Below are 19601 nucleotides of genomic sequence, written 5' to 3' on the forward strand. Positions count from 1 at the left end.
TCGGGAGACGGCAGTGGACGAGGTCCGCAACCTGATCATCATCGGCTCCGGGCCAGCCGGGTACACGGCGGCGGTCTACGCCGCGCGCGCCAACCTCAACCCGCTGGTCATCGAGGGCGTGCAGTCCGGCGGTGCACTGATGACCACCACCGAGGTGGAGAACTTCCCGGGTTTCGCCGACGGCATCCTCGGCCCCGAGCTGATGGACAACATGCGCAAACAGGCCGAGCGGTTCGGTGCGGAGTTCCTGACCGACGACGTCACCCGGGTCGAGCTGAAGGACACCGGCGAGATCGGGTCGGACACGGTGAGCACCGTGTGGGTGGGCGGGACCGCCTACCGGGCCAAGGCCGTCATCCTCGCCACCGGCTCCGCGTGGCGCCCGCTGGGCGTGCCCGGCGAGCAGGAGTACCTCGGCCACGGCGTCTCCTCCTGCGCCACCTGCGACGGCTTCTTCTTCCGCAACCAGCACATCGTGGTCGTCGGCGGCGGTGACTCGGCGATGGAGGAGGCCAGCTTCCTGACCCGGTTCGCCGAGTCGGTCACGATCATCCACCGCCGGGACGAGTTCCGCGCCAGCAAGATCATGGCCGCGCGGGCGCTGGGCAACGACAAGATCAAGGTCGAGTGGAACACGGTGGTCGAGGAGATCCTCGGCACCGACGGCAAGGTCTCCGGCGCCCGCGTCCGCAACGTGCACACCGGCGAGGCCAAGGTGCTCGACGTGACCGGCGTGTTCGTCGCGATCGGCCACGACCCCCGCAGCGAGCTCTTCCGCGGCCAGGTGGAGCTCGACGACGAGGGGTACGTGAAGGTCGAGGTCCCCAGCACCCGGACCAGCATCCCGGGTGTGTTCGCCGCCGGTGACCTGGTCGACCACACCTACCGGCAGGCGATCACCGCCGCCGGCACGGGCTGCGCCGCCGCCTTGGACGCCGAGCGCTTCATCGCCACCATCCAGGGCTGAACAACCGAAACACATCCCCGAGGAGGGTCGTAGTGGGAGCAACCAAGTCGGTCACCGACGCCAGCTTCGCCACCGACGTGCTCAAGTCCGACAAGCCGGTTCTGGTGGACTTCTGGGCCGAGTGGTGCGGACCGTGCCGGAAGGTGTCGCCGCTGCTCGAGGAGATCGCCGGCGAGATGGGTGACCAGGTCACCATCGTCAAGCTCAACATCGACGAGAACCCGGAGACCGCCCGCACCTACCGGGTCATGTCGGTGCCGACCCTCACGGTGTTCGTCAACGGCGAGCCGGTGCAGTCGATCGCCGGCGCCAAGCCCAAGGGCGAGCTGGTCAAGCTCATCCAGTCAGCGCTCTGACCAGGGCCGACACGATCCGACCCCGCACCCGGCGGCACCGGATGCGGGGTCGCGTCTTTTTCCCGGCGCGCCGCACCTGAGGCCCGGCCAGCGCATAACCTCAACCTCAGAGGCTGTCCGGAGAACCCGAGGCGGGGCCCGACGTGGGACACCCGACAGCCTCTCCGGGCCGCCCGGCCAGCCAGCGTCCGTGCAGAGGGGGTCGAGCGTGCGTCCGATCCGACCTGGTGATCGCGGCCCGGCGGTCAACGAGATCCGTACGGTGCTGGCCGGCCTCGACCTGCTCGCCCCGTCGGCACCGGACGCCGACGAGTTCGACGCACACACCGAACGGGCCGTACGGGCGTTCCAGCAGTCCCGAGGGCTGAGCGTCGACGGCCGGGTGGGCGCGGAGACTTGGCGGGCGCTCGACGCGGCGCGCTGGCGGCTCGGCGCCCGTACCCTCTACCACGCCGTGCCCGAGCCGCTCACCGGCGAGGACGTCCGGTCACTCCAGGAACGGCTGCTGGAGATGGGCTACGACGCCGGTCGCGCGGACGCCATCTACGGGGTACGGACGTCCCGGGCGGTCGCCCAGTTCCAACGGGAGGTGGGCCTTACCCCGGACGGCACCTGCGGCCCGCACACCATGAACGCCCTGCGGCGGCTGGGCCGCAAGGTCGTCGGAGGACGCCCGCAGTGGCTGCGCGAGTCCGACGCCATCCGGCAGTCCGGGCCCACCCTGGTCGGGCGGACCGTGGTCGTCGACCCGGGCCACGGCGGCACCGACCCCGGCGTCGTCGTGCCCGACGGCGCGTTGCGCTGGACGGAGTCCGACCTCGTCCACGACCTCGCCAGCCGCCTCGAGGGACGACTCGCGGCGGTCGGGGTGCGCGTCCACCTCAGCCGTGGGCCGGCGCAGCGGGAGTGCCTGCCCGACGTCGACCGCGCGGGCCTGGCCAACTCGCTCGGCGCCGACGTGTTCATCTCCCTGCACCTCGACGGTCACGCCAATCCGGCGGCCGAAGGTGTGGCGACGTACCACTACGGCACCGACAACGGCGTCACCTCCGCCACCGGGGAGCGCCTGGCCGGCCTCGTGCAGCGGGAGATCGTGGCGCGTACCGGGCTGCGGGACTGCCGTACCCACGCGAAGGCGTGGGATCTCCTGCGGCTCACCCGGATGCCGGCCGTCCGCGTCGAGGTGGGCTACCTGACCTCGCCGGGGGACCGCGCCCGGCTGGTGGACCCGCGCTTCCGGGATCGGGTGGTGGAGGCGATCGTCGCGGCGGTCCAGCGGATGTACTACCCGGTCGAGCGGGACGTCCCGACCGGGTCGATCGACGTGAGCGAGCTGCGGGCGGTGGTGGCCGCCGGCACGGTGGTCGACTGAGCGGCCCCGGTCAGCCGCTGGTCGAGCGGGTGGCCGGGGCTGGGCGGACCGGCCGGAGGAGCGTCTCCGGGCTCATCGAGCCGAGCAGCTTCTCCAGCGCGTACTCGACGTCGGACTTCCAGCTCAGCGCCGTGCGCAGTTCCAGTCGCAGACGCGGGAAGCGCGGATGCGGGCGGACCGTCTTGAAGCCCACCGAGAGGAAGAAGTCGGCCGGTGCCACGCAGGCCCGGGTCGGGTCGTCGCCGTCGCCGAACTTCGCGTCACCGAACGCCTCGATCGCCTTGATCCCGCGCTTGGTGAGGTCCCGGGCGACGCCCTGCACGAGCATCCGGCCGAGGCCGCCCCCGGCGAACGCGGGCACCACCTTCGCCGTCATCAGCAGCGCCGCGTCGGGCGAGACCGGAGAGGTGGGGAAGGCCATCGAGCGGGGCACGTACGCCGGTGGGGCGTACATCACGAAGCCGGCCGGCATGCCGTCGACGTACACCAGCTTGCCGCAGGACCCCCACTCCAGCAGGGTCTGCGAGACCCACGCCTCCTTCTCCAGCCCGGGGTCACCGGCGGCGCACGCCCGGTCGGCCGAGACCGGGTCGAGCTCCCAGTAGACGCACTGCCGGCAGGAACGGGGCAGGTCCTCCAGGGTGTCCAGGGTCAAGCTGACCAGACGTCGCGACATTGGCGCATCCCCACATTAGGCTCGGAGGTGAGACCGGCACGGAGCGGCCCCGCCGCCATCCCTGCCCCCGACGAGCGATCGTACGCCGCGCACGGACGCCGCGGGAGGGGACGCCCGAACGGGCACCGTGTGGGTGACCGGACCGTCCGGGATGTGGACCTGGCCGTCCGGCCGGCGACGTTCCTGGTGGAAGCCGACTAGGATCGGCATCCGGCGCCCCGAGCCGCCATGGTCGCCGGTGTCCCGGGTACGCCCGGGGCGGGGGAGGCACCCGAGCACGCATCGAGGTGATGTCATGACCGGCACGACGCTCGACGACTACACCGACCGGTACGCCCGTCGGGTCCGGGGCATGACCGCCTCGGAGATCCGGGCGCTGTTCGCGGTGGCCAGCCGCCCGGAGGTGGTCTCGCTCGCCGGCGGCGCCCCGTACATCGCCGCGCTCCCCCTCGACGCGGTCGGCGACATGCTCGGCCGGCTCGGCGCCGACCACGGCGTCACCACTCTCCAGTACGGCATCGGCCAGGGCACCCTGGAGCTGCGTGAACGCATCTGCGAGGTGATGTCGCTCTCCGGCATCGACGCCGCCTGCGGGGCCTCCCCGGACGACGTCGTGGTCACCGTCGGCGGCCAGCAGGCGCTGGACCTGGTCGCGCGGCTCTTCCTCGATCCGGGCGACGTGGTGCTCGCCGAGGGTCCGACGTACGTCGGGGCGCTCGGCGTGTTCCAGGCCGCCCAGGCACAGGTCGTGCACGTGCCGATGGACGACGACGGGCTGATCCCCGAGGCGCTGGAGACGGCCATCGCCGAGCAGGCGCGCGCCGGGCGCAGGGTGAAGTTCCTCTACACCATCCCCACCTACCAGAACCCGACCGGCGTGACGCTGACCGAGGAGCGCCGGGAGCGGGTGCTCGACATCTGCGAGCGCGCCGGCCTGCTCGTGGTGGAGGACGACCCGTACGGTCAGCTCGGCTTCGCCGGCGACGCGCCGGCGCCGCTGCGCGCCCGGCGCCGCGACGGGGTCTTCTACCTCAGCACGTTCTCGAAGACCTTCGCCCCCGGGCTCCGGGTGGGCTGGATCCTCGCGCCCCACGCCGTGCGGGACAAGCTGGTGATCGCCAGCGAGGCGCAGATCCTCTGCCCCAGTGGCTACGCGCAGGCGGCCGTGTCCACCTACCTGGGCACCATGCCCTGGCGGCAGCAGCTGAAGGTCTACCGGGAGGTCTACCGCGAGCGGCGGGACGCGATGCTCGACGCCCTGGCGGACCTGATGCCGGATGGCACCACGTGGACGCGGCCGGACGGCGGCCTCTTCGTCTGGGCGACCCTGCCCGACGGGTTGGACTCGAAGGCGATGATGCCGCGCGCCATCGCCGCCCGGGTGGCTTACGTGCCCGGCACCGGCTTCTACGCCGACGGCACCGGCACCGGCAACATGCGGCTCAACTTCTCCTTCCCCTCCCCGGAGCGGATCCGGGAGGGCGTCCGGCGGCTGGCCGGCGTCATGGAGCAGGACATCGCCATGCGCCGGGTGTTCGGCACCGTGGGCCGGCCAGGGTCCCGGCGGGGGCAGGCCGGCTCGGACGCGCCGGGACCCGACTTGGCATGATTCCGGCATGCGTACGACCGCTGCCGAACCTTCCGTCCTGACCGACCTGCGGGTGCTGGTGCTCGCCGGCGGTCTCTCCTACGAGCGGGACGTCTCGCTACGGTCCGGCCGGCGGGTGCTGGACGCGCTGCGCGCGGTCGGCGTGGACGCGGAGCAGCGCGACGCCGACGTCGCCCTGCTGCCGTCGCTCACCGCCGATCCGCCGGACGCGGTCGTCATCGCGCTGCACGGGGCCACGGGTGAGGACGGCTCGCTGCGGGGCGTGCTCGACCTGTGCGACATCCCGTACGTCGGTTGCGACGCCCGCGCGTCCCGTCTCGCCTGGGACAAGCCGTCCGCCAAGGCGGTGCTGCGGGAGGCCGGCATCCCCACGCCGGACTGGGTGGCGCTGCCCCACGACCGGTTCTCCGAACTCGGCGCGGTGGCGGTACTGGACCGGATCGTGGACCGGCTGGGCCTGCCGCTCATGGTGAAGCCCGCGCAGGGCGGTTCGGGCCTCGGCGCCGCCGTGGTCCGGGACGACGCGGCGCTGCCGGCGGCGATGGTGGGTTGTTTCGCGTACGACTCGACGGCGCTCGTCGAGCGCTACGTCCCGGGGATGGACGTGGCGGTGTCCGTGGTCGACCTGGGCGAGGGCCCGCAGGCGCTGCCGGCGGTGGAGATCGTGCCGCGCAACGGCGTGTACGACTACGCGGCCCGGTACACCGCAGGCCGCACCACCTGGCACACGCCGGCCCGGCTGTCCCCTGACGTGGCGGAGGCGGTCGCCGAGGTCGCCCTCGCCGCCCACCGCGCCCTGGGGCTGCGGGACCTCAGCCGGGTGGACCTGATCGTCGACGGGGACGGCCGGCCGCACGTCCTCGAGGTGAACGTCGCGCCCGGCATGACCGAGACCTCGCTGCTGCCACTCGCCGTCCAGGCCGCCGGTCTCGACTTCGGTCGGGTGCTCGGCACCCTGGTCGCCCGCGCCGCCGCTCGGGGCAACTGATCCGGTCCCGGCCCACGCCTCGGGCGGGTGCCCGAGGTGCGGGCCGGTCCCGGCCGGCGCGGCCGACCTAGGAGGCCGGCCCGGTCGCCGCGTCGGGGGCCTCCTCCGGCCCGCTGACGGCCCGGACGTCGCCGGCCGGGCTCCGGGGGGCGACAACGCCCGTAGGGCCGTCACCGGGCCCGCTGGCCCCTTCAATGCCGCCCCCGGTTACCGGACCGCCGGTCGACCTGGCCCCGGGGCTCTGGGACACCGCGGCCGCCGACTCCGGACTCTCGGCCGCCGGCGCGTTCCCGACGGTCCCGCCGGCTGCCGCGGACGCGTTGGTCCGGGGTGTCGCGGTTGCCGTCGACGTGTGCCCACCGGACGCCGCGGCTCCGATCGCCGGTGCCCTCTTCGCGGCAGCCGGGGCGCTCGTCGGCCCCGGGCCGTCCGCCTCGGTGGCGCCGCCGGCGTTCCCGCCCGCCGGGACGTCGCCCGTCGTCTCCGCGTCGCCCGTTGTCTCCGCGTCGCCCGTTGTCTCCGCGTCGCCCGTTGTCTCCGCGTCGTCTGACGGCACCGTGCCGTCCGACGGCGCGCGGCCGCTGGCGGTGCCGCCGGGCGCGGGCTCCTCGTCGTGCGCCGGGTTCTCCTCGGCAGATTCGATCACGGAGGTGCCGTCCTCCTCCTCCGCCGCCACCGGCACCGGCTCGCTGAAGCTCGCCCGGGCCTGCCACTGGATCCGCGGCGGTTCGGCGAGCGGACGCCCGCCGAACTCCGCGAGCCACGCTGCGACCAGTGCGAGGTTCTCGCGCCACGTCGACTCGGGGATCGGGGGCAGGATCGAGTCCCACAACGGAAGGAACGTCCCCCGGAGCTGGAGCTGGCCAAGCGGCCGGGCGAGGAACCACAGGTGGAGGTGAGCGGAACCGTCACCCCAGCGGTTGACATGCACCCGGGCCACCCCGTCGAGGGAGCGGATGGCGCGCTCGAGCCGGACCGTCATCACCCCCAGCTCGGCCGCGAGCAGGTTCGGTAGGTCACCGAGATCCAGATGTGAACGCGATTCGAGGATCAGCACCATCGGCAGACCGGTGGGCCGGTCCATGGTGCGGACCCGCCAGCGCTCGCCCACCCAGATGTACGCCTCGTCCGGGGCGCCGCAGGCGGTGCACTCCCGGTGCCCTTCGCCCCTGCGGGGCGGCTCGACCGGGACGGGATCGTCGAGCTGCTTGACGCGGATCTCGCCCTCGAAGGGAAAGGACGGCCACTGGGTGAAGTCCGGAGGTGAGGGAGGGGTGTCTTGCACGAGGCTGACCCTAGCCGTTTCCGGCACCGCTGTCCCTACCCCTCTCGTCGCCGATCACGGGACGGAATTCGGCCGCCGCCCCTGGTTTCCCCAGAGATATCCACAGGCCGCTCAGGTGCCGACCACACGCCGTCATCCACAGCTCAGCAAGGGATTCGGGGCGGTGTTTCACGTGAAACGACGACGCCCTGTGGACAACGTCTGTGGATAACGCTGGGCCCTACGACAGTTAGCCGCTCCCACCTCGGACCGATGAACCGGGCTCACGCGAAGGATCGCTGCCGCGGGCGGCACCTCGCCGGTTCTGTGTTCCCAAGCGGACCGCGGGTTGCGACGGGCGGCCCCCGGACGAGCGTCCGGCGAACCGATCACCAGGGCTACCCGGCCGCGCCCGGACTGATGAGTCCGCCAGGAGGGCGCGCTCCCGGTCCGGTGCCTCACGTAGCCCGGTGTCGGGGAGCCGTCCGGCGGGTGGTGGCCGACATCGGTGAGCCGTCGGGGCGGTGGCCGGCGTCGGTGAGTCGTCAGCGCGGCGGTGACGGTGCCATGCGACCTCGATCGGCAACTGGTTGAGGAGCGACGTGGCCCCGCATCCGCAACGGACCACGGATGGGCTCGCCGGTCTCCGCACGCGCCGGTCGGAGTCGGGGCTCGGCCGCCGTGCCACCGTGCCACCGTTTCACGTGGAACAGCCCGCCCGCCGTTTCACGTGAAACCGCGCACCCCCGGCATCAGCGTTCCACGAGGGCGACCGGTCAGGCGGGCGGCACCGATGCGCCGGTGACCCGCGCGCGGCGCCGCGATCCGCTTCGCGTCCGTGTCGGTGTTCCACCCCCGGCATTTCTGCCAGAGAACGACGCGGCCGCGCGGTCCAGCTGGACACACGCGGCCGAGTAGCCCGGGGGATCAGGACGTGGGCTCGTCCCGGTCGACGCCGATGATGCCGACGATCCGTTCGAGGTCGTCGACCGTGGCGAATTCAATTGTGATCTTGCCCTTGCTCCGGCCGATGTCCACCTTCACCCGGGTGTCGAACCGGTCGGAGAGCCGGTCGGCGAGGTCCGACAGGGCCGGAGCGTGCGGCTTCGGGCGGCGCTTTGGCGACTCCTTCCGGCCGGTGCCCTCGCTGAGCGACAGCGCGACGATCTCCTCCGTGGCACGGACGGACAGACCTTCGGCGACGATCCGGAGCGCGAGCTGTTCCTGGGCCTCCGCGTCGTCGAGGCTCAACAGCGCCCGGGCGTGACCCGCCGAGAGCACCCCGGCGGCGACCCGCCGCTGCACCTGCGCCGGCAGGTTCAGCAGCCGGATGGTGTTCGAGATCTGCGGACGGCTGCGGCCGATCCGTCGGGCCAACTCCTCGTGGGTGGCGCCGAACTCGTCGAGCAGCTGCTGGTACGCGGCGGCCTCTTCCAGCGGGTTCAGGTTGGCCCGATGGATGTTCTCCAGCAGGGCGTCCCGCAGCATGGCATCGTCGCGGGTGTCCCGCACGATCGCCGGAATGCTGTCCCGGCCGACCGCCTGGGCGGCGCGCCAGCGCCGCTCACCCATGACGAGTTCGAACTTCTCACCGTCGAGCTGACGGACGACGATCGGCTGGAGGAAACCGACCTCCTGGATCGAGACCTTCAACTCCTCCAGCGCGTCCTCGTCGAAGACCTGCCGAGGCTGCTTCGGGTTCGGCACGATCGCGTCGACCGGGATCTCGGCGAAGCGCGCCCCGGGCACCGGGCTGAGTTGCTCGGCTTCCTGGGGAACCGCCACGGAAGACTGCGGCAGATTGGCCGGCACGGCTGCCGCAGCGCCGGCGGCCGGGTCGAGCGCGCCGGTCGCCGCCGGTCCGGTGGGAATGAGGGCACCCAGCCCTCGACCCAGACCGCCCTTCGGACGGTTCTTCATGCCACGCCTCCCCGCGACTCGTCGGCACTACGCATTGCGCACCGGCGCCTTGGCGCCCCGCTCCGCGATCTCCTGGGCGGCCTCGAAGTAGCTCGTCGCCCCCCGCGATCCGGGATCGTAGGTCATCACCGACTGACCGTAGCTGGGCGCCTCGGAGACCCGGACGTTGCGGGGGATGACCGCCTGGAGGACCTTGTCGCCGAAGTGGTTGCGGACGTCCTGCTCCACGGCGTCGGCCAGCCGGGTACGCCGGTCGTACATCGTGAGCAGGATGGTGGAGACCTCGAGGCGAGGGTTGAGGTGCTGGCGAACCAGGTTGATGTTGTTGATGAGCTGGTTCAACCCCTCCAGCGCGTAGTACTCGCACTGAATCGGGATGAGCACCTCCTGCGCGGCCACCAACGCGTTGACCGTGAGCAGACCGAGCGACGGCGGGCAGTCGACGAAGATGTAGTCGAAGTGACCGGGGTACCCGGTGATCGCGCGCGACAGCCGGGACTCCCGGGCGACCACGGAGACGAGTTCGATCTCGGCGCCGGCCAGGTCGATCGTGGCCGGCACGCACCACAGGTTGGGGATGCCCTCGACGGCCTGGGCGACGTCCTCAAGCGGCACGCCGTTGATGAGGCAGTCGTACACGTCCGGAATCCCGGTGTGGTGGGGAACGTTGAGCCCCGTCGAGGCGTTGCCCTGCGGGTCGAGGTCGACCACCAGCACCCGGTTGCCGTGCAGGGCGAGTGCCACCGCGAGGTTCACCGTCGTGGTGGTCTTGCCCACGCCGCCCTTCTGGTTCGCGACGCACATGACCCGCGTCCGCTCCGGACGAGGCATTGTGACCTCACCACTCGGATTCAGGATCTGCACGGCACGCATCGCTTCCATCGCCAACGGTGGGTCATCCTCTTCGCGTGTCGGGGTTTCACGTGAAACGTACGTGTCGTCGGCCTCGCCACGCCCGTAGGGCACGTCCGGAATCGCCGTCGTGTCGGTCACCCGACCCGACTCCTCCGTTGGACCCGCCTGCTGCGGCACGGCCACCTCGAAGCGGGTCGGCGCGGCGGCGTTTCCCCGCGCCGGAGCGACCCGTTCCGCCGCGGACGGATTGCCGACCCGTGGGCCGTCCGCGGCGCTCCGCGGCGCCGCCGTCTCGGGTGGCACCGGACGTGCCGCGCCGGTCGCCGGAGGCTCGCGCCGGACGACCGGATCACAGTCCGGGGGCGACGGAGTCATGGACGGGCCGCGCGCCGCCCAACCGGGGTAGTCGGTTTCACGTGAAACGGAGTCGCCCGCTGACCCGGTCACGCGTGGATCGTCGTACCTGCCGTCGTCATGCACCTGTCATCCCTGCCCGCTTCGGATGGTCGGTCCGCATCCCGTCAACGGGCCGCACGTGCGCTCGCGCTCGGGGCGTGCGGCCGGCGGGAGCGATCGGGACTCTGGTGTGCGCCCGTCGCCGCCCGCTCCACATTATCGACGCGCGGCCAGCCTACGGGGATCGGGCGCAGCCGGTCCACGTCGGGTTCTCATCCACCCGCCCGTACCGGTCCAACGAGGCGGGAAGCCCGGAGGAAAGCGGCACCGCGGGCGCGGCACCGCGCACGGTGCCCGGCGCGGGCGTCACCGGCGCCGATCAAGCGACGGGGCCACGCCCGGCCCGACCGAGGATCGGAAGCGGCGGCCGCATGCAGTCGAGCGGCGGGGTGGCCGTCGAGGTCGGCGGGTCAGCGCCGACGGCCGCCACGCGAGCGCTTCGTGGACTTCGACCGCGGCGGCCCCACCACGCGTTCGCGGACCACCTCGACCACGGTCGTGGGCGGCTCGATCACGCCCTCACCGCAGCGGTGGACCTCGGGCGTGCCGCCGCCGAGCCGGCTCACGGTCACCGCGTGCTGCGCGATCTCCTCGTCGGCGGAGGCGCCCTTGAGCGCGACCAGCCGTCCACCGGGCACGGCCAGCGGCAGACACCACGCGGTGAGGCGGTCGAGCGGAGCGACGGCCCGGGCGGTCACGATGTCGCCGGCGAGTGGCTCGCCTCCGGAGGCGCCGGACACCGCCTCCTCCGCCCGTCCCCGGACGACCCGGACCGACGGAACCAGCCCGAGCTTCTCCACCGCCTCGACGAGGAACGCGGTGCGGCGGGCGAGCGGTTCGACAAGGGTCACGGCCAGGTCCGGCCGCGCGATGGCGAGAACGAGGCCGGGCAGCCCGGCGCCGGAGCCGACGTCGAGGACCGCCGCGCCGGGCGGGATCCGCTCCGCCACCGCCGCGCAGTTGAGCAGGTGCCGGTCCCAGATCCGGGGCGCCTCCCGCGGCCCGATGAGACCGCGCACCACCCCGTCGGTCACCAGTAGTTCGGCGTACGCGGCGGCCAGGTCGAGCCGGTCACCGAAGAGCGTGCGCGCCGCGCCGGCCAGGTCCGCCGGCAACGTCGCGTCGGCCGGGTCGGGTGCCGCACGCCGGTCGACAGGCGACGGCCCGGGTGGCGTGCCACCCGGGCCGGACGCGGCCGTCGCCGCGGTGTCGTCGTGGGTCACCCGGCTCAGTCCGCCGGCCGGACGATGATGCGCCGGTTCGGCTCGACGCCCTCGGACTCGCTCTCCACACCGCTGATGGCGTTGACCACGTCGTGGACGCACTTGCGTTCGAACGCGGACATCGGCTCCAGGCGCACCGGCTCGCCGTACTCCTTGACCTTTTCGACGGCGTTCTTCGCCACCGCCGCGAGCTCCTTGCGTCGGTTGGCCCGGTAGCCACCGACGTCGAGCAGAAGCCGGCTCGGCGTGCCGGTCTGGCGGAAGACGGCAAGCCGGGTCAGCTCCTGCAGCGCCTCCAGGGTGGCGCCCCGCTGGCCGACCAGGTTCTGCAGCCGGCCACCGACGACCTCCACCACCGGGCGCCCGCCGGAGACCAGCTCGTCGATGTCCCCGTCGTAGTCGAGGATGTCGAGCAGGCCCTCCACGTAGTCCGCGGCGATCTCGCTCTGGCGGAACAGGTCGCTCTCGGCGGCGGCCTTCTTCTCCGTGCCGGTCTCCTCGGCCTCGTCGCTGCCGTGCGTCGCGGTCGGCTCGGTCCCCTCGTCGTCCAGGGACTCGTCGGCGTGGGGGATGCTGGTGTCGGTCACGGTCTCATCTCCGTACTCGCTCGGCCGGACCGTCGGGTCCGCTGGTCTCCCGGGGGGCCGGCGGGAGGTCGCCGGTGCCCACGGGCACGTCTGTAGGGGCAGTGTCACCCCCGGGCCGCGGCGCGCGCGGCGCTTTGCGCTCCGGCGCCGGCCGTACGGCGGCTGCGCGGTGCGGGACGGGCCGCCGCCGGAGTACGACGGCGGCCCGGACGGTTTCAGCGCCGCTTGGCGGGCTTGCTCTTCTTCGGGTTGACCGGCTTGGCGCCCGGCTTCGGGCCGGCGACCTTCGGTGCCGCCGGCTTGGCGGGCGCCGCCGGCGGGGCGGCCTTGCGGCCGAACAGTCCACCGGTCTTCGCCGGCTGCACCGGGTTGCGGGCGCCGGACGTGCCCGACTTCGCGGTCATGCTGGGCGGCGGCGGGAACTTGCGCAGCACCCACTGCTGCTGGGCCAGCGTGAACAGGTTGTTGGTGACCCAGTAGATGATCACACCGATCGGGAAGATCGCACCGGAGATGAGCAGCGACAGCGGGATGCCGTAGAGCATCAGCTTCTGGATCATCCGCTGCTGCGGGTCCTCGGCCCAGCCGGTCTTGAGGATCATCTGGCGGCTGGTCAGGTAGGTGGTGCCCATCATGATCAGGACCAGGACACCGGCCATGATCTTCACCGTCGTGCTGTTGGCGGCGCCCAGCGCGGCCAGCTCCTCGGCGGTGGAGCCGAACTTGCCGGCGATCGGTGCGGTGAACAACTTCGCGACGGAGGCGCTCTCGAACTGGTCGACGGACCAGCCGTAGAGGGTCTTCTGCTCGTTGGACGGGCTGAGCCGGCGCAGCACGTGGAAGAGCCCGAGGAAGACCGGGATCTGAAGGAACATCGGAAGGCAGCCCATGAGCGGGTTGGCCTTTTCCTTCCGGTAGAGCTCCATCATTTCCTTCTGGAGCGTCTCCCGGTCACCCTTGTGCTTCTCCTGCAGGGCCTTCACCTGGGGCTGCAACGCCTGCATGGCACGCTGCGACTTGATCTGCTTGACGAAGACCGGGAAGAGGATCACCCGGACGGTGACCACCAGGAAGATGATCGCTAGGATCCAGGCCCAGTTGGTGCCGAGCACCGCGCCGTCCGACACCCCGATGGCTTCCCAGGCCCGGTGCCAGATCAGCAGGATCCACGAGATCGCGTAGTAGATCCAGTCGAGACTCAATTCTCAGGCTCCAGTCACATCGGCACGGCGGCGACCGCCCGGCTCCGGCACCGGGTCGAATCCACCAGGGTGGAATGGGTGGCAGCGCAACAACCGCCGGACCGTCAGGCCGGCTCCCCGCAACGCGCCGTGGCGGGCCACCGCTTCCAGGGCGTACGCGCTGCACGACGGGTAGAACCGACAGCGGGCCGGCAGTGCCGGACTTATCCACCGACGGTACGCGATGATTGGCCCGGCCAGCATCCGGCCACCTGGTGTGGTCGGCCGTGGCACCTCGTGGCCCTGACTCACCGGGACCGCCGCCCCCGGGGCGCCCGGGCGGCCGCGACGGCGGCGTCGAGGTCGACGCCGAGCCGCTGGTACGACGCGTCGGCCGCCGCGGGCAGGGCCCGGACCACCAGGGTGCTCCCGGCCGGCAGCCCGGCAAGGCGTTCGCGGACCAGGTGCCGCAGCCGGCGGCGAACGCGGTTGCGGACGACGGCGTTGCCGACGGCCTTGGACACGACGAAGCCGGCGCGGGCGGGTGCGGGAGTCTCCTCCGCACCGGCACTCCGCGCCGGCTCCGGCGAGGTTGTCTTGCTCGGGGTCGCTTGCAGGCTCAGGTGGACAACGACGGCGCCACGCCCGGCCCGCCGGCCACCGCGGACCGCTGCGGCGAAGTCAGTGCTGCGCCGCAGTCGTTGTGCGGCGGCCAGCACGACTGCCCACGTTCCGCGGATCGGGCCCGGCCGGCGTCAGGCCGCCAGGCGGGCGCGCCCCTTGGCGCGACGGGTCGAGAGGATGGCGCGGCCGGCACGGGTGCGCATGCGCAGCCGGAAGCCGTGGGTCTTCGCGCGCCGGCGGTTGTTCGGCTGGTAGGTGCGCTTGCTCACGTCAGGCTCTCCGTTGTCGTACGCCCGGGCGACGGGATCGCCGGGGTCGTGTCCATGGTCCGGGTCACCTGGCGGTGACCTCCGATCGGCGCTGCCCGGCGGCGCGGGACCTCGACGGTGCGGGGCGGCGACCGCGGGCAGCAAGCACCCATCACCCTAGCAGAGGGCGAGAGAGCAGCCGTTCCAGCCTACGCAGGGGCGCAACGACCGTCAAACCTCCCCACCAGGAGCGACGCGGGTCGTGGCCGGCGACCGAAGCGGTGCTTTTCGCTGATGCCGCCAACGGGCGCCGCGCGTCGGCGGTTGATGGCTCCGGGACATCGCTGTTACCGTGCCCGATTGCGGTCAGCGTCGACGGGTGGGGTCGCCGCCGGCAGGCAAGACCGGACAGGGCGGTGAATCGTTCGGCACGGTGAACCCGCTTCAACGCCCGTTCCGACAGGGGGCAGGTCCGACCCGCATCCGGCGGGCGGCCACAATCGGTACGTACACAGGCTGTGGATAACTTGTGGACGAGGACCGGTCGGCCGTCCGGGTGGGGTGAACCACCCGCTCGAACGCGGCGGGCCCGGGACGGCCGACGGGGAGAACGGCGGCGTCCGGGAGCAGAGGCGAGGGGGTGGCACGACGGTGGCCGGTACGACCGACCTTGCCGCGGTGTGGACGGCGACGACCGACGAACTCGCCGACGAGATCATCTCCGCGCAACAGCGGGCGTACCTCCGGCTCACCCGGTTGCGGGCGATCGTCGAGGACACCGCCCTGCTCTCCGTCCCGGACGCGTTCACCCGGGACGTGATCGAGTCCCGGCTACGACCGGCGATCACCGAGGCGCTGACCCGCCGGCTGGGCCGGCCCATCCAGGTGGCGGTCACCGTGCGGGTGCCGGAGGACGGCTCGGGCCGCCCGGCGGGCACCGTCTACCGCAGCACCCCGGACCCGGAGCAGGGCGAGCCGTACGGCGACGCCTTTGACGGTCACGACCGTTCGTCGGGGAACGGGTCGGAGGACGACGCGGACCGGCAGCTGCCGCTCATTCCCGAGCAGGCCCAGCCCGGCGGCCGGGCCGAGACGCCGGCCGGGCCGCCCCCCGTCGCCGACCGGACGGTCCCGGTCGCCCGGGACGCGCAGGAGCCGCTGTTCAGCACCGCCTTCGCCGAGCCGCCTCGCCCCGACCGCCCGGCCCGCCGTCCCGAGCGGCGCGGCTACGACGAGCAGGCGGCCCGGCTGGATCCGACGGTGGACGGCCGCGCCTTCGACGCCCGCTACCGGGAGGACGGCGCGTCGCCGCGCGACCAGCACGTGATCCGGCCCCTGCCGCGGGACCTGGGCACCGACAGCGGGCCGGGGCGGGTGGATCACCGGTCCGGTGGCCGGGAGGAGCGGCGGCTGCCGGCGCCCGCGGACAGCGGCGGCAACCGGCTGAACCCGAAGTACATGTTCGAGACGTTCGTCATCGGCTCGTCGAACCGGTTCGCGCACGCGGCGGCGGTAGCGGTGGCCGAGTCGCCGGCCAAGGCGTACAACCCGCTGTTCATCTACGGCAGCTCGGGGCTCGGCAAGACGCACCTGCTGCACGCCATCGGCCACTACGCCACGACGCTCGGCAACGCCCGCTCGGTCCGGTACGTCTCGACCGAGGAGTTCACGAACGACTTCATCAACTCCCTGCGCGACGACAAGACGAGCGCGTTCCAGCGCCGCTACCGGGACGTCGACATCCTCCTGATCGACGACATCCAGTTCCTGGAGAACCGGGAGCGGACGCAGGAGGAGTTCTTCCACACCTTCAACACGCTGCACAACGCCAACAAGCAGATCGTGATCACCTCCGACCGGTCGCCGAAGCAGCTGGCGACCCTGGAGGACCGGCTGCGGACCCGGTTCGAGTGGGGCCTGCTCGCCGACATCCAGCCGCCGGACCTGGAGACCCGGATCGCGATCCTGCAGAAGAAGGCGGCCCAGGAGCGGCTGTTCGCCCCGCCGGACGTGCTGGAGTTCATCGCCTCGCGGGTGTCGAACTCGATCCGGGAGCTGGAGGGCGCGCTGATCCGGGTGACCGCGTTCGCCAGCCTCACCCGCTCGTCGGTGGAACTGTCGCTGGCCGAGGAGGTGCTGCGGGACTTCATCCCCGACGGTGCCGGCCCGGAGATCACCGCCGACCAGATCATGGTCTCCACCGCCGACTACTTCGGGGTGAGCCTGGAGGACCTGCGCGGTCACTCCCGCTCGCGGGTCCTGGTCAACGCGCGCCAGGTCGCCATGTACCTGTGCCGGGAGCTGACCGACCTGTCGCTGCCGCGGATCGGGCAGGCGTTCGGCGGCCGCGACCACACCACCGTCATGCACGCCGACCGCAAGATCCGCCAGCAGATGGCCGAGCGGCGCTCGCTCTACAACCAGATCGCCGAGCTGACGAACCGGATCAAGCAGACCACCTGAACGTGTTCCGCCCCGAACGCCCGGCCGTATTACCGGCCGGGCGTTCGCGTCCGCACCGGCCGGGGTTGACCCTCGACATGGTCGACACCACAGCATCGAGGCCGGGACCGTCCACCGCCCGACTCGTTGTCCACAGCTCGTTGTCCACCGACGGTGGACAACTACGATCCGCCGATGCCGCCGTTACCCACAGGTTGTGGAGAAACCCTGGGGACGACGCTGTGGACGCCTGGGGACAACCACGTGGTTGTCCCCAGGAGACGGTCCGCCTGTGGGCGGCCTGTTGAAGGTTCTGGGGAAAACGTGGATCCGGGCCCGTCCGGTGATCCACAGGCCTGGGGAGAAAGTCGGTGGATTACCGGTGGATAACCGGTGGATAACCGGTGGACAACCTGGGGGCGGAGCGCGCCTGTGGATCGCGACGCCAGTTGTACCCCTGGTTCTCCACAGCGAAACCACCGGTGGATAACCTGTCTGACCTGCGCGGACGGCGGTTCTCCACAGTTTGCACAGGTGCGATGAAGACGATGAGTTAGATCTTCTAAGACAACAAAAACCAATCATCACCGTTGGACTTTCTGTGGATCGGGCCGCAGACCGCCGTGGCCGGTCCATCGGCACCGGGACGACACGGGGTCGGGCGCACAGCCGATGCCCGCGCGCCCTAAGGTGCGATGTGAACCCGCACGCTCAGGCGGGCGGTAGGCAGCGGTCGGCATGAGAGAGTTGTCGCTGACGTCGACGCGGAGGCATTGATGAAGTTCCGAGTAGAGCGCGACGCGCTCGCCGAGGCCGTGGCCTGGACCGCGAAGAGCCTGCCCAACCGGCCGTCCGTACCGGTGCTCGCCGGCGTGCTGCTGCGCGTCACGGACGGCAACCTGCAGGTCTCCGGGTTCGACTACGAGGTCTCCAGCCAGGTGACCGTCGAGGTGCAGGGGGACGCCGACGGCGCCGCCTTGGTCTCCGGCCGCCTCCTCGCCGAGATCACCAAGGCGCTGCCGGCCAAGCCGGTCGACATCGCCGCCGTCGGTGCGCACCTGGAACTGGTCTGCGGCAGCGCCCGGTTCACCCTGCCCACGATGCCGGTGGAGGACTACCCGACCCTGCCGGAGATGCCGGAGAGCGCCGGCACCGTCGACGCCGCCGCGTTCGCCGCCGCCGTCGCCCAGGTGGCCGTGGCCGCCGGCCGCGACGAGACGCTGCCGATGATGACCGGCGTCCGCATCGAGCTGTCCGGCCGCACCCTGGCGATGCTCGCCACCGACCGCTACCGGCTCGCCCTCCGCGAGATGGAGTGGAACCCGGACGACCCGGAGATCAGCCTCAACGCGCTCGTGCCCGCCCGTACCCTGCACGACACCGCCAAGGCGCTCGGCCCGCTCGGCGGGCAGGTCACCATGGCGCTCTCCCAGGGCGCGGCCGGTGAGGGCATGATCGGTTTCGCCGGCGGCACCCGCCGAACCACCAGCCGCCTGCTCGACGGCGCCAACTACCCCCCGGTGCGCTCGCTCTTCCCGGCCACCCACAACGCCCAGGCACAGGTGCCGGTCAGCACGCTCATCGAGGTGGTCAAGCGGGTGGCGCTGGTCGCCGAGCGCACCACGCCGGTGCTGCTGAGCTTCAGCGCCGACGGGCTGGTGGTCGAGGCCGGCGGCACCGAGGAGGCCCGCGCCAGCGAGGCGATGGAGGCCACCTTCACCGGCGACCCGCTCACCATCGGCTTCAACCCGCAGTACCTGATCGACGGCCTCACGAACCTGGGGGCCCAGTTCGCCGTGCTCGCGTTCGTCGACGCCTTCAAGCCGGCGGTGATTTCCCCCGCCGGCGAGGATGGCGAGGTTCTTCCCGGGTACCGGTACCTCATCATGCCGATCCGCGTCTCCCGCTGATCGCACCCCGAGAAGATCCACGACGCACGGAGGTACGGACACATGCAGCTCGGGCTGGTAGGGCTCGGCCGGATGGGCGGCAACATGCGCGAGCGGCTGCGCGCCGCCGGGCACGAGGTGGTCGGCTTCGACCACCACCCGGAGCTGAGCGACGTCACGAGCCTCGCGGCCCTGGCGGAGAAGCTGGCGGCGCCCCGGGCCGTGTGGGTGATGGTCCCCGCCGGTGTCACCGACGCCACCATCGACGAGCTGGCCGACGTTCTCGAGGCCGGCGACATCATCATCGACGGCGGCAACTCGCGGTTCAGCGACGACGCCCCCCGCGCCGAGCGCCTCAACGAGCGCGGCATCGGGTACGTCGACGTCGGGGTCTCCGGGGGAGTCTGGGGCCGGCAGAACGGGTACGCCCTGATGGTCGGCGGCGCCCAGGAACACGTCGACCGGCTCATGCCGATCTTCGAGTCGCTCAAGCCGGCCGGCGAGTTCGGCTTCGTGCACGCCGGACCGGTGGGTGCCGGGCACTACGCCAAGATGGTGCACAACGGCATCGAGTACGGCCTCATGCACGCTTACGCCGAGGGCTACGAGCTGCTTGCCAAGTCCGAGTTGGTCACCAACGTCCCGGGTGTCTTCAAGTCGTGGCGGGAGGGCACCGTCGTCCGGTCCTGGCTGCTGGACCTGCTCGACCTGGCCCTTGACGAGGACCCGGAGCTGGCCGAGCTCAGCGGCTACACCGAGGACACCGGCGAGGGGCGGTGGACCGTCGACGAGGCGGTCCGGCTCGCCGTTCCGATGAATGTCATCGCCGCCTCGCTGTTCGCCCGGTTCGCGTCCCGCCAGGACGACTCGCCCGCCATGAAGGCCGTCGCCGCGCTGCGCCAGCAGTTCGGTGGGCACGCCGTCCGCAAGCGCTGACGCCCGTC

At 72.0% G+C, this 19601-nt stretch carries 17 protein-coding genes and 1 pseudogene; 8 read left to right on the forward strand and 10 right to left on the reverse strand.

Going from position 1 to position 19601, the window contains the following annotated elements:
* The first annotated feature begins 13 nt into the window (after positions 1–13).
* From trxB to ABTW87_RS18925, 3 genes are all read left to right on the forward strand, one after another.
* Positions 14–967, forward strand: a complete 954-nt coding sequence (gene trxB, locus ABTW87_RS18915; protein ID WP_350652151.1) for a thioredoxin-disulfide reductase — start codon at positions 14–16, stop codon at positions 965–967.
* A gap of 32 nt (positions 968–999) precedes the next feature.
* The gene (gene trxA, locus ABTW87_RS18920; protein WP_350652126.1) at positions 1000–1323 is read left to right on the forward strand and encodes a thioredoxin; all 324 of its coding nucleotides are present in this window, start codon (positions 1000–1002) and stop codon (positions 1321–1323) included.
* 208 nt (positions 1324–1531) lie between these two features.
* On the forward strand, positions 1532–2695 hold the full coding sequence (locus tag ABTW87_RS18925; RefSeq protein ID WP_350652127.1) for an N-acetylmuramoyl-L-alanine amidase: 1164 nt from the start codon (positions 1532–1534) through the stop codon (positions 2693–2695).
* A gap of 10 nt (positions 2696–2705) precedes the next feature.
* Here the strand turns inward: ABTW87_RS18925 and ABTW87_RS18930 are convergent, their stop codons facing one another.
* Positions 2706–3371 carry a GNAT family N-acetyltransferase gene (locus ABTW87_RS18930; RefSeq protein WP_350652128.1) on the reverse strand — a complete coding sequence of 222 codons (666 nt, stop codon included), beginning with the start codon at positions 3369–3371 and terminating at the stop codon, positions 2706–2708.
* 295 nt (positions 3372–3666) lie between these two features.
* On the opposite strand from ABTW87_RS18930, the gene ABTW87_RS18935 reads away from it, so the two are divergent.
* Together ABTW87_RS18935 and ABTW87_RS18940 are read left to right on the forward strand one after the other, a co-directional pair.
* Positions 3667–4980 (forward strand): aminotransferase-like domain-containing protein, encoded by a 1314-nt coding sequence (locus tag ABTW87_RS18935; RefSeq protein WP_350652129.1) that lies wholly within the window; start codon positions 3667–3669, stop codon positions 4978–4980.
* A gap of 7 nt (positions 4981–4987) precedes the next feature.
* Positions 4988–5968 (forward strand): D-alanine--D-alanine ligase family protein, encoded by a 981-nt coding sequence (locus ABTW87_RS18940; protein ID WP_350652130.1) that lies wholly within the window; start codon positions 4988–4990, stop codon positions 5966–5968.
* Between the two features lie 367 nt (positions 5969–6335).
* Here the strand turns inward: ABTW87_RS18940 and ABTW87_RS30250 are convergent.
* The 9 genes and pseudogenes from ABTW87_RS30250 to rpmH form a co-directional block, all read right to left on the reverse strand.
* Positions 6336–7253 (reverse strand): annotated as a pseudogene (locus tag ABTW87_RS30250) (hypothetical protein); the annotation flags it as partial.
* Between the two features lie 906 nt (positions 7254–8159).
* The gene (locus tag ABTW87_RS18950) at positions 8160–9152 is read right to left on the reverse strand and encodes a ParB/RepB/Spo0J family partition protein (protein WP_350652131.1); all 993 of its coding nucleotides are present in this window, start codon (positions 9150–9152) and stop codon (positions 8160–8162) included.
* Between the two features lie 27 nt (positions 9153–9179).
* Positions 9180–10487 (reverse strand): ParA family protein, encoded by a 1308-nt coding sequence (locus ABTW87_RS18955; RefSeq protein WP_350652132.1) that lies wholly within the window; start codon positions 10485–10487, stop codon positions 9180–9182.
* 386 nt (positions 10488–10873) lie between these two features.
* Positions 10874–11578, reverse strand: coding sequence for a 16S rRNA (guanine(527)-N(7))-methyltransferase RsmG (rsmG, locus tag ABTW87_RS18960; RefSeq protein ID WP_350652152.1), 705 nt, complete (start codon positions 11576–11578; stop codon positions 10874–10876).
* A 113-nt stretch (positions 11579–11691) separates the two neighbouring features.
* Entirely contained in the window at positions 11692–12273 is a 582-nt protein-coding gene (locus ABTW87_RS18965; RefSeq protein ID WP_350652133.1) for a Jag family protein, read from the reverse strand.
* 215 nt (positions 12274–12488) lie between these two features.
* Complete coding sequence (yidC, locus tag ABTW87_RS18970; protein WP_350652134.1) at positions 12489–13475, reverse strand: membrane protein insertase YidC; 987 nt, start codon at positions 13473–13475, stop codon at positions 12489–12491.
* 3 nt (positions 13476–13478) lie between these two features.
* The gene (gene yidD, locus ABTW87_RS18975; protein ID WP_350652135.1) at positions 13479–13718 is read right to left on the reverse strand and encodes a membrane protein insertion efficiency factor YidD; all 240 of its coding nucleotides are present in this window, start codon (positions 13716–13718) and stop codon (positions 13479–13481) included.
* A gap of 44 nt (positions 13719–13762) precedes the next feature.
* Complete coding sequence (gene rnpA / locus ABTW87_RS18980; RefSeq protein WP_350652136.1) at positions 13763–14173, reverse strand: ribonuclease P protein component; 411 nt, start codon at positions 14171–14173, stop codon at positions 13763–13765.
* Between the two features lie 36 nt (positions 14174–14209).
* Positions 14210–14347: a 50S ribosomal protein L34 gene (rpmH, locus tag ABTW87_RS18985; protein ID WP_155329601.1), complete on the reverse strand. Its 138-nt coding sequence runs from the start codon at positions 14345–14347 to the stop codon at positions 14210–14212.
* Positions 14348–14977: 630 nt separating this feature from the next.
* Between rpmH and dnaA the strand changes: the two genes are divergently transcribed.
* From dnaA to gnd, 3 genes are all read left to right on the forward strand, one after another.
* Positions 14978–16789 carry a chromosomal replication initiator protein DnaA gene (dnaA, locus tag ABTW87_RS18990; RefSeq protein WP_350652137.1) on the forward strand — a complete coding sequence of 604 codons (1812 nt, stop codon included), beginning with the start codon at positions 14978–14980 and terminating at the stop codon, positions 16787–16789.
* Between the two features lie 755 nt (positions 16790–17544).
* Positions 17545–18678, forward strand: a complete 1134-nt coding sequence (dnaN, locus tag ABTW87_RS18995; RefSeq protein ID WP_350652138.1) for a DNA polymerase III subunit beta — start codon at positions 17545–17547, stop codon at positions 18676–18678.
* Between the two features lie 42 nt (positions 18679–18720).
* Positions 18721–19593, forward strand: coding sequence for a phosphogluconate dehydrogenase (NAD(+)-dependent, decarboxylating) (gene gnd / locus ABTW87_RS19000; protein ID WP_350652139.1), 873 nt, complete (start codon positions 18721–18723; stop codon positions 19591–19593).
* Positions 19594–19601: the final 8 nt, after the last annotated feature.

It is taken from the genome of Micromonospora sp. NPDC126480, assembly GCF_040302465.1.
Lineage (GTDB): Bacteria > Actinomycetota > Actinomycetes > Mycobacteriales > Micromonosporaceae > Micromonospora.

Bases quoted from the DNA above. Each gene is read 5' to 3' on its own strand.
- dnaN (WP_350652138.1), top strand. From the start codon at position 17,545: ATGAAGTTCCGAGTAGAGCGCGACGCGCTCGCCGAGGCCGTGGCCTGG.
- ABTW87_RS18930 (WP_350652128.1), bottom strand. From the start codon at position 3,371: ATGTCGCGACGTCTGGTCAGCTTGACCCTGGACACCCTGGAGGACCTG.
- ABTW87_RS18950 (WP_350652131.1), bottom strand. From the start codon at position 9,152: ATGAAGAACCGTCCGAAGGGCGGTCTGGGTCGAGGGCTGGGTGCCCTC.
- ABTW87_RS18940 (WP_350652130.1), top strand. From the start codon at position 4,988: ATGCGTACGACCGCTGCCGAACCTTCCGTCCTGACCGACCTGCGGGTG.
- yidD (WP_350652135.1), bottom strand. From the start codon at position 13,718: ATGCTGGCCGGGCCAATCATCGCGTACCGTCGGTGGATAAGTCCGGCA.
- ABTW87_RS18935 (WP_350652129.1), top strand. From the start codon at position 3,667: ATGACCGGCACGACGCTCGACGACTACACCGACCGGTACGCCCGTCGG.
- gnd (WP_350652139.1), top strand. From the start codon at position 18,721: ATGCAGCTCGGGCTGGTAGGGCTCGGCCGGATGGGCGGCAACATGCGC.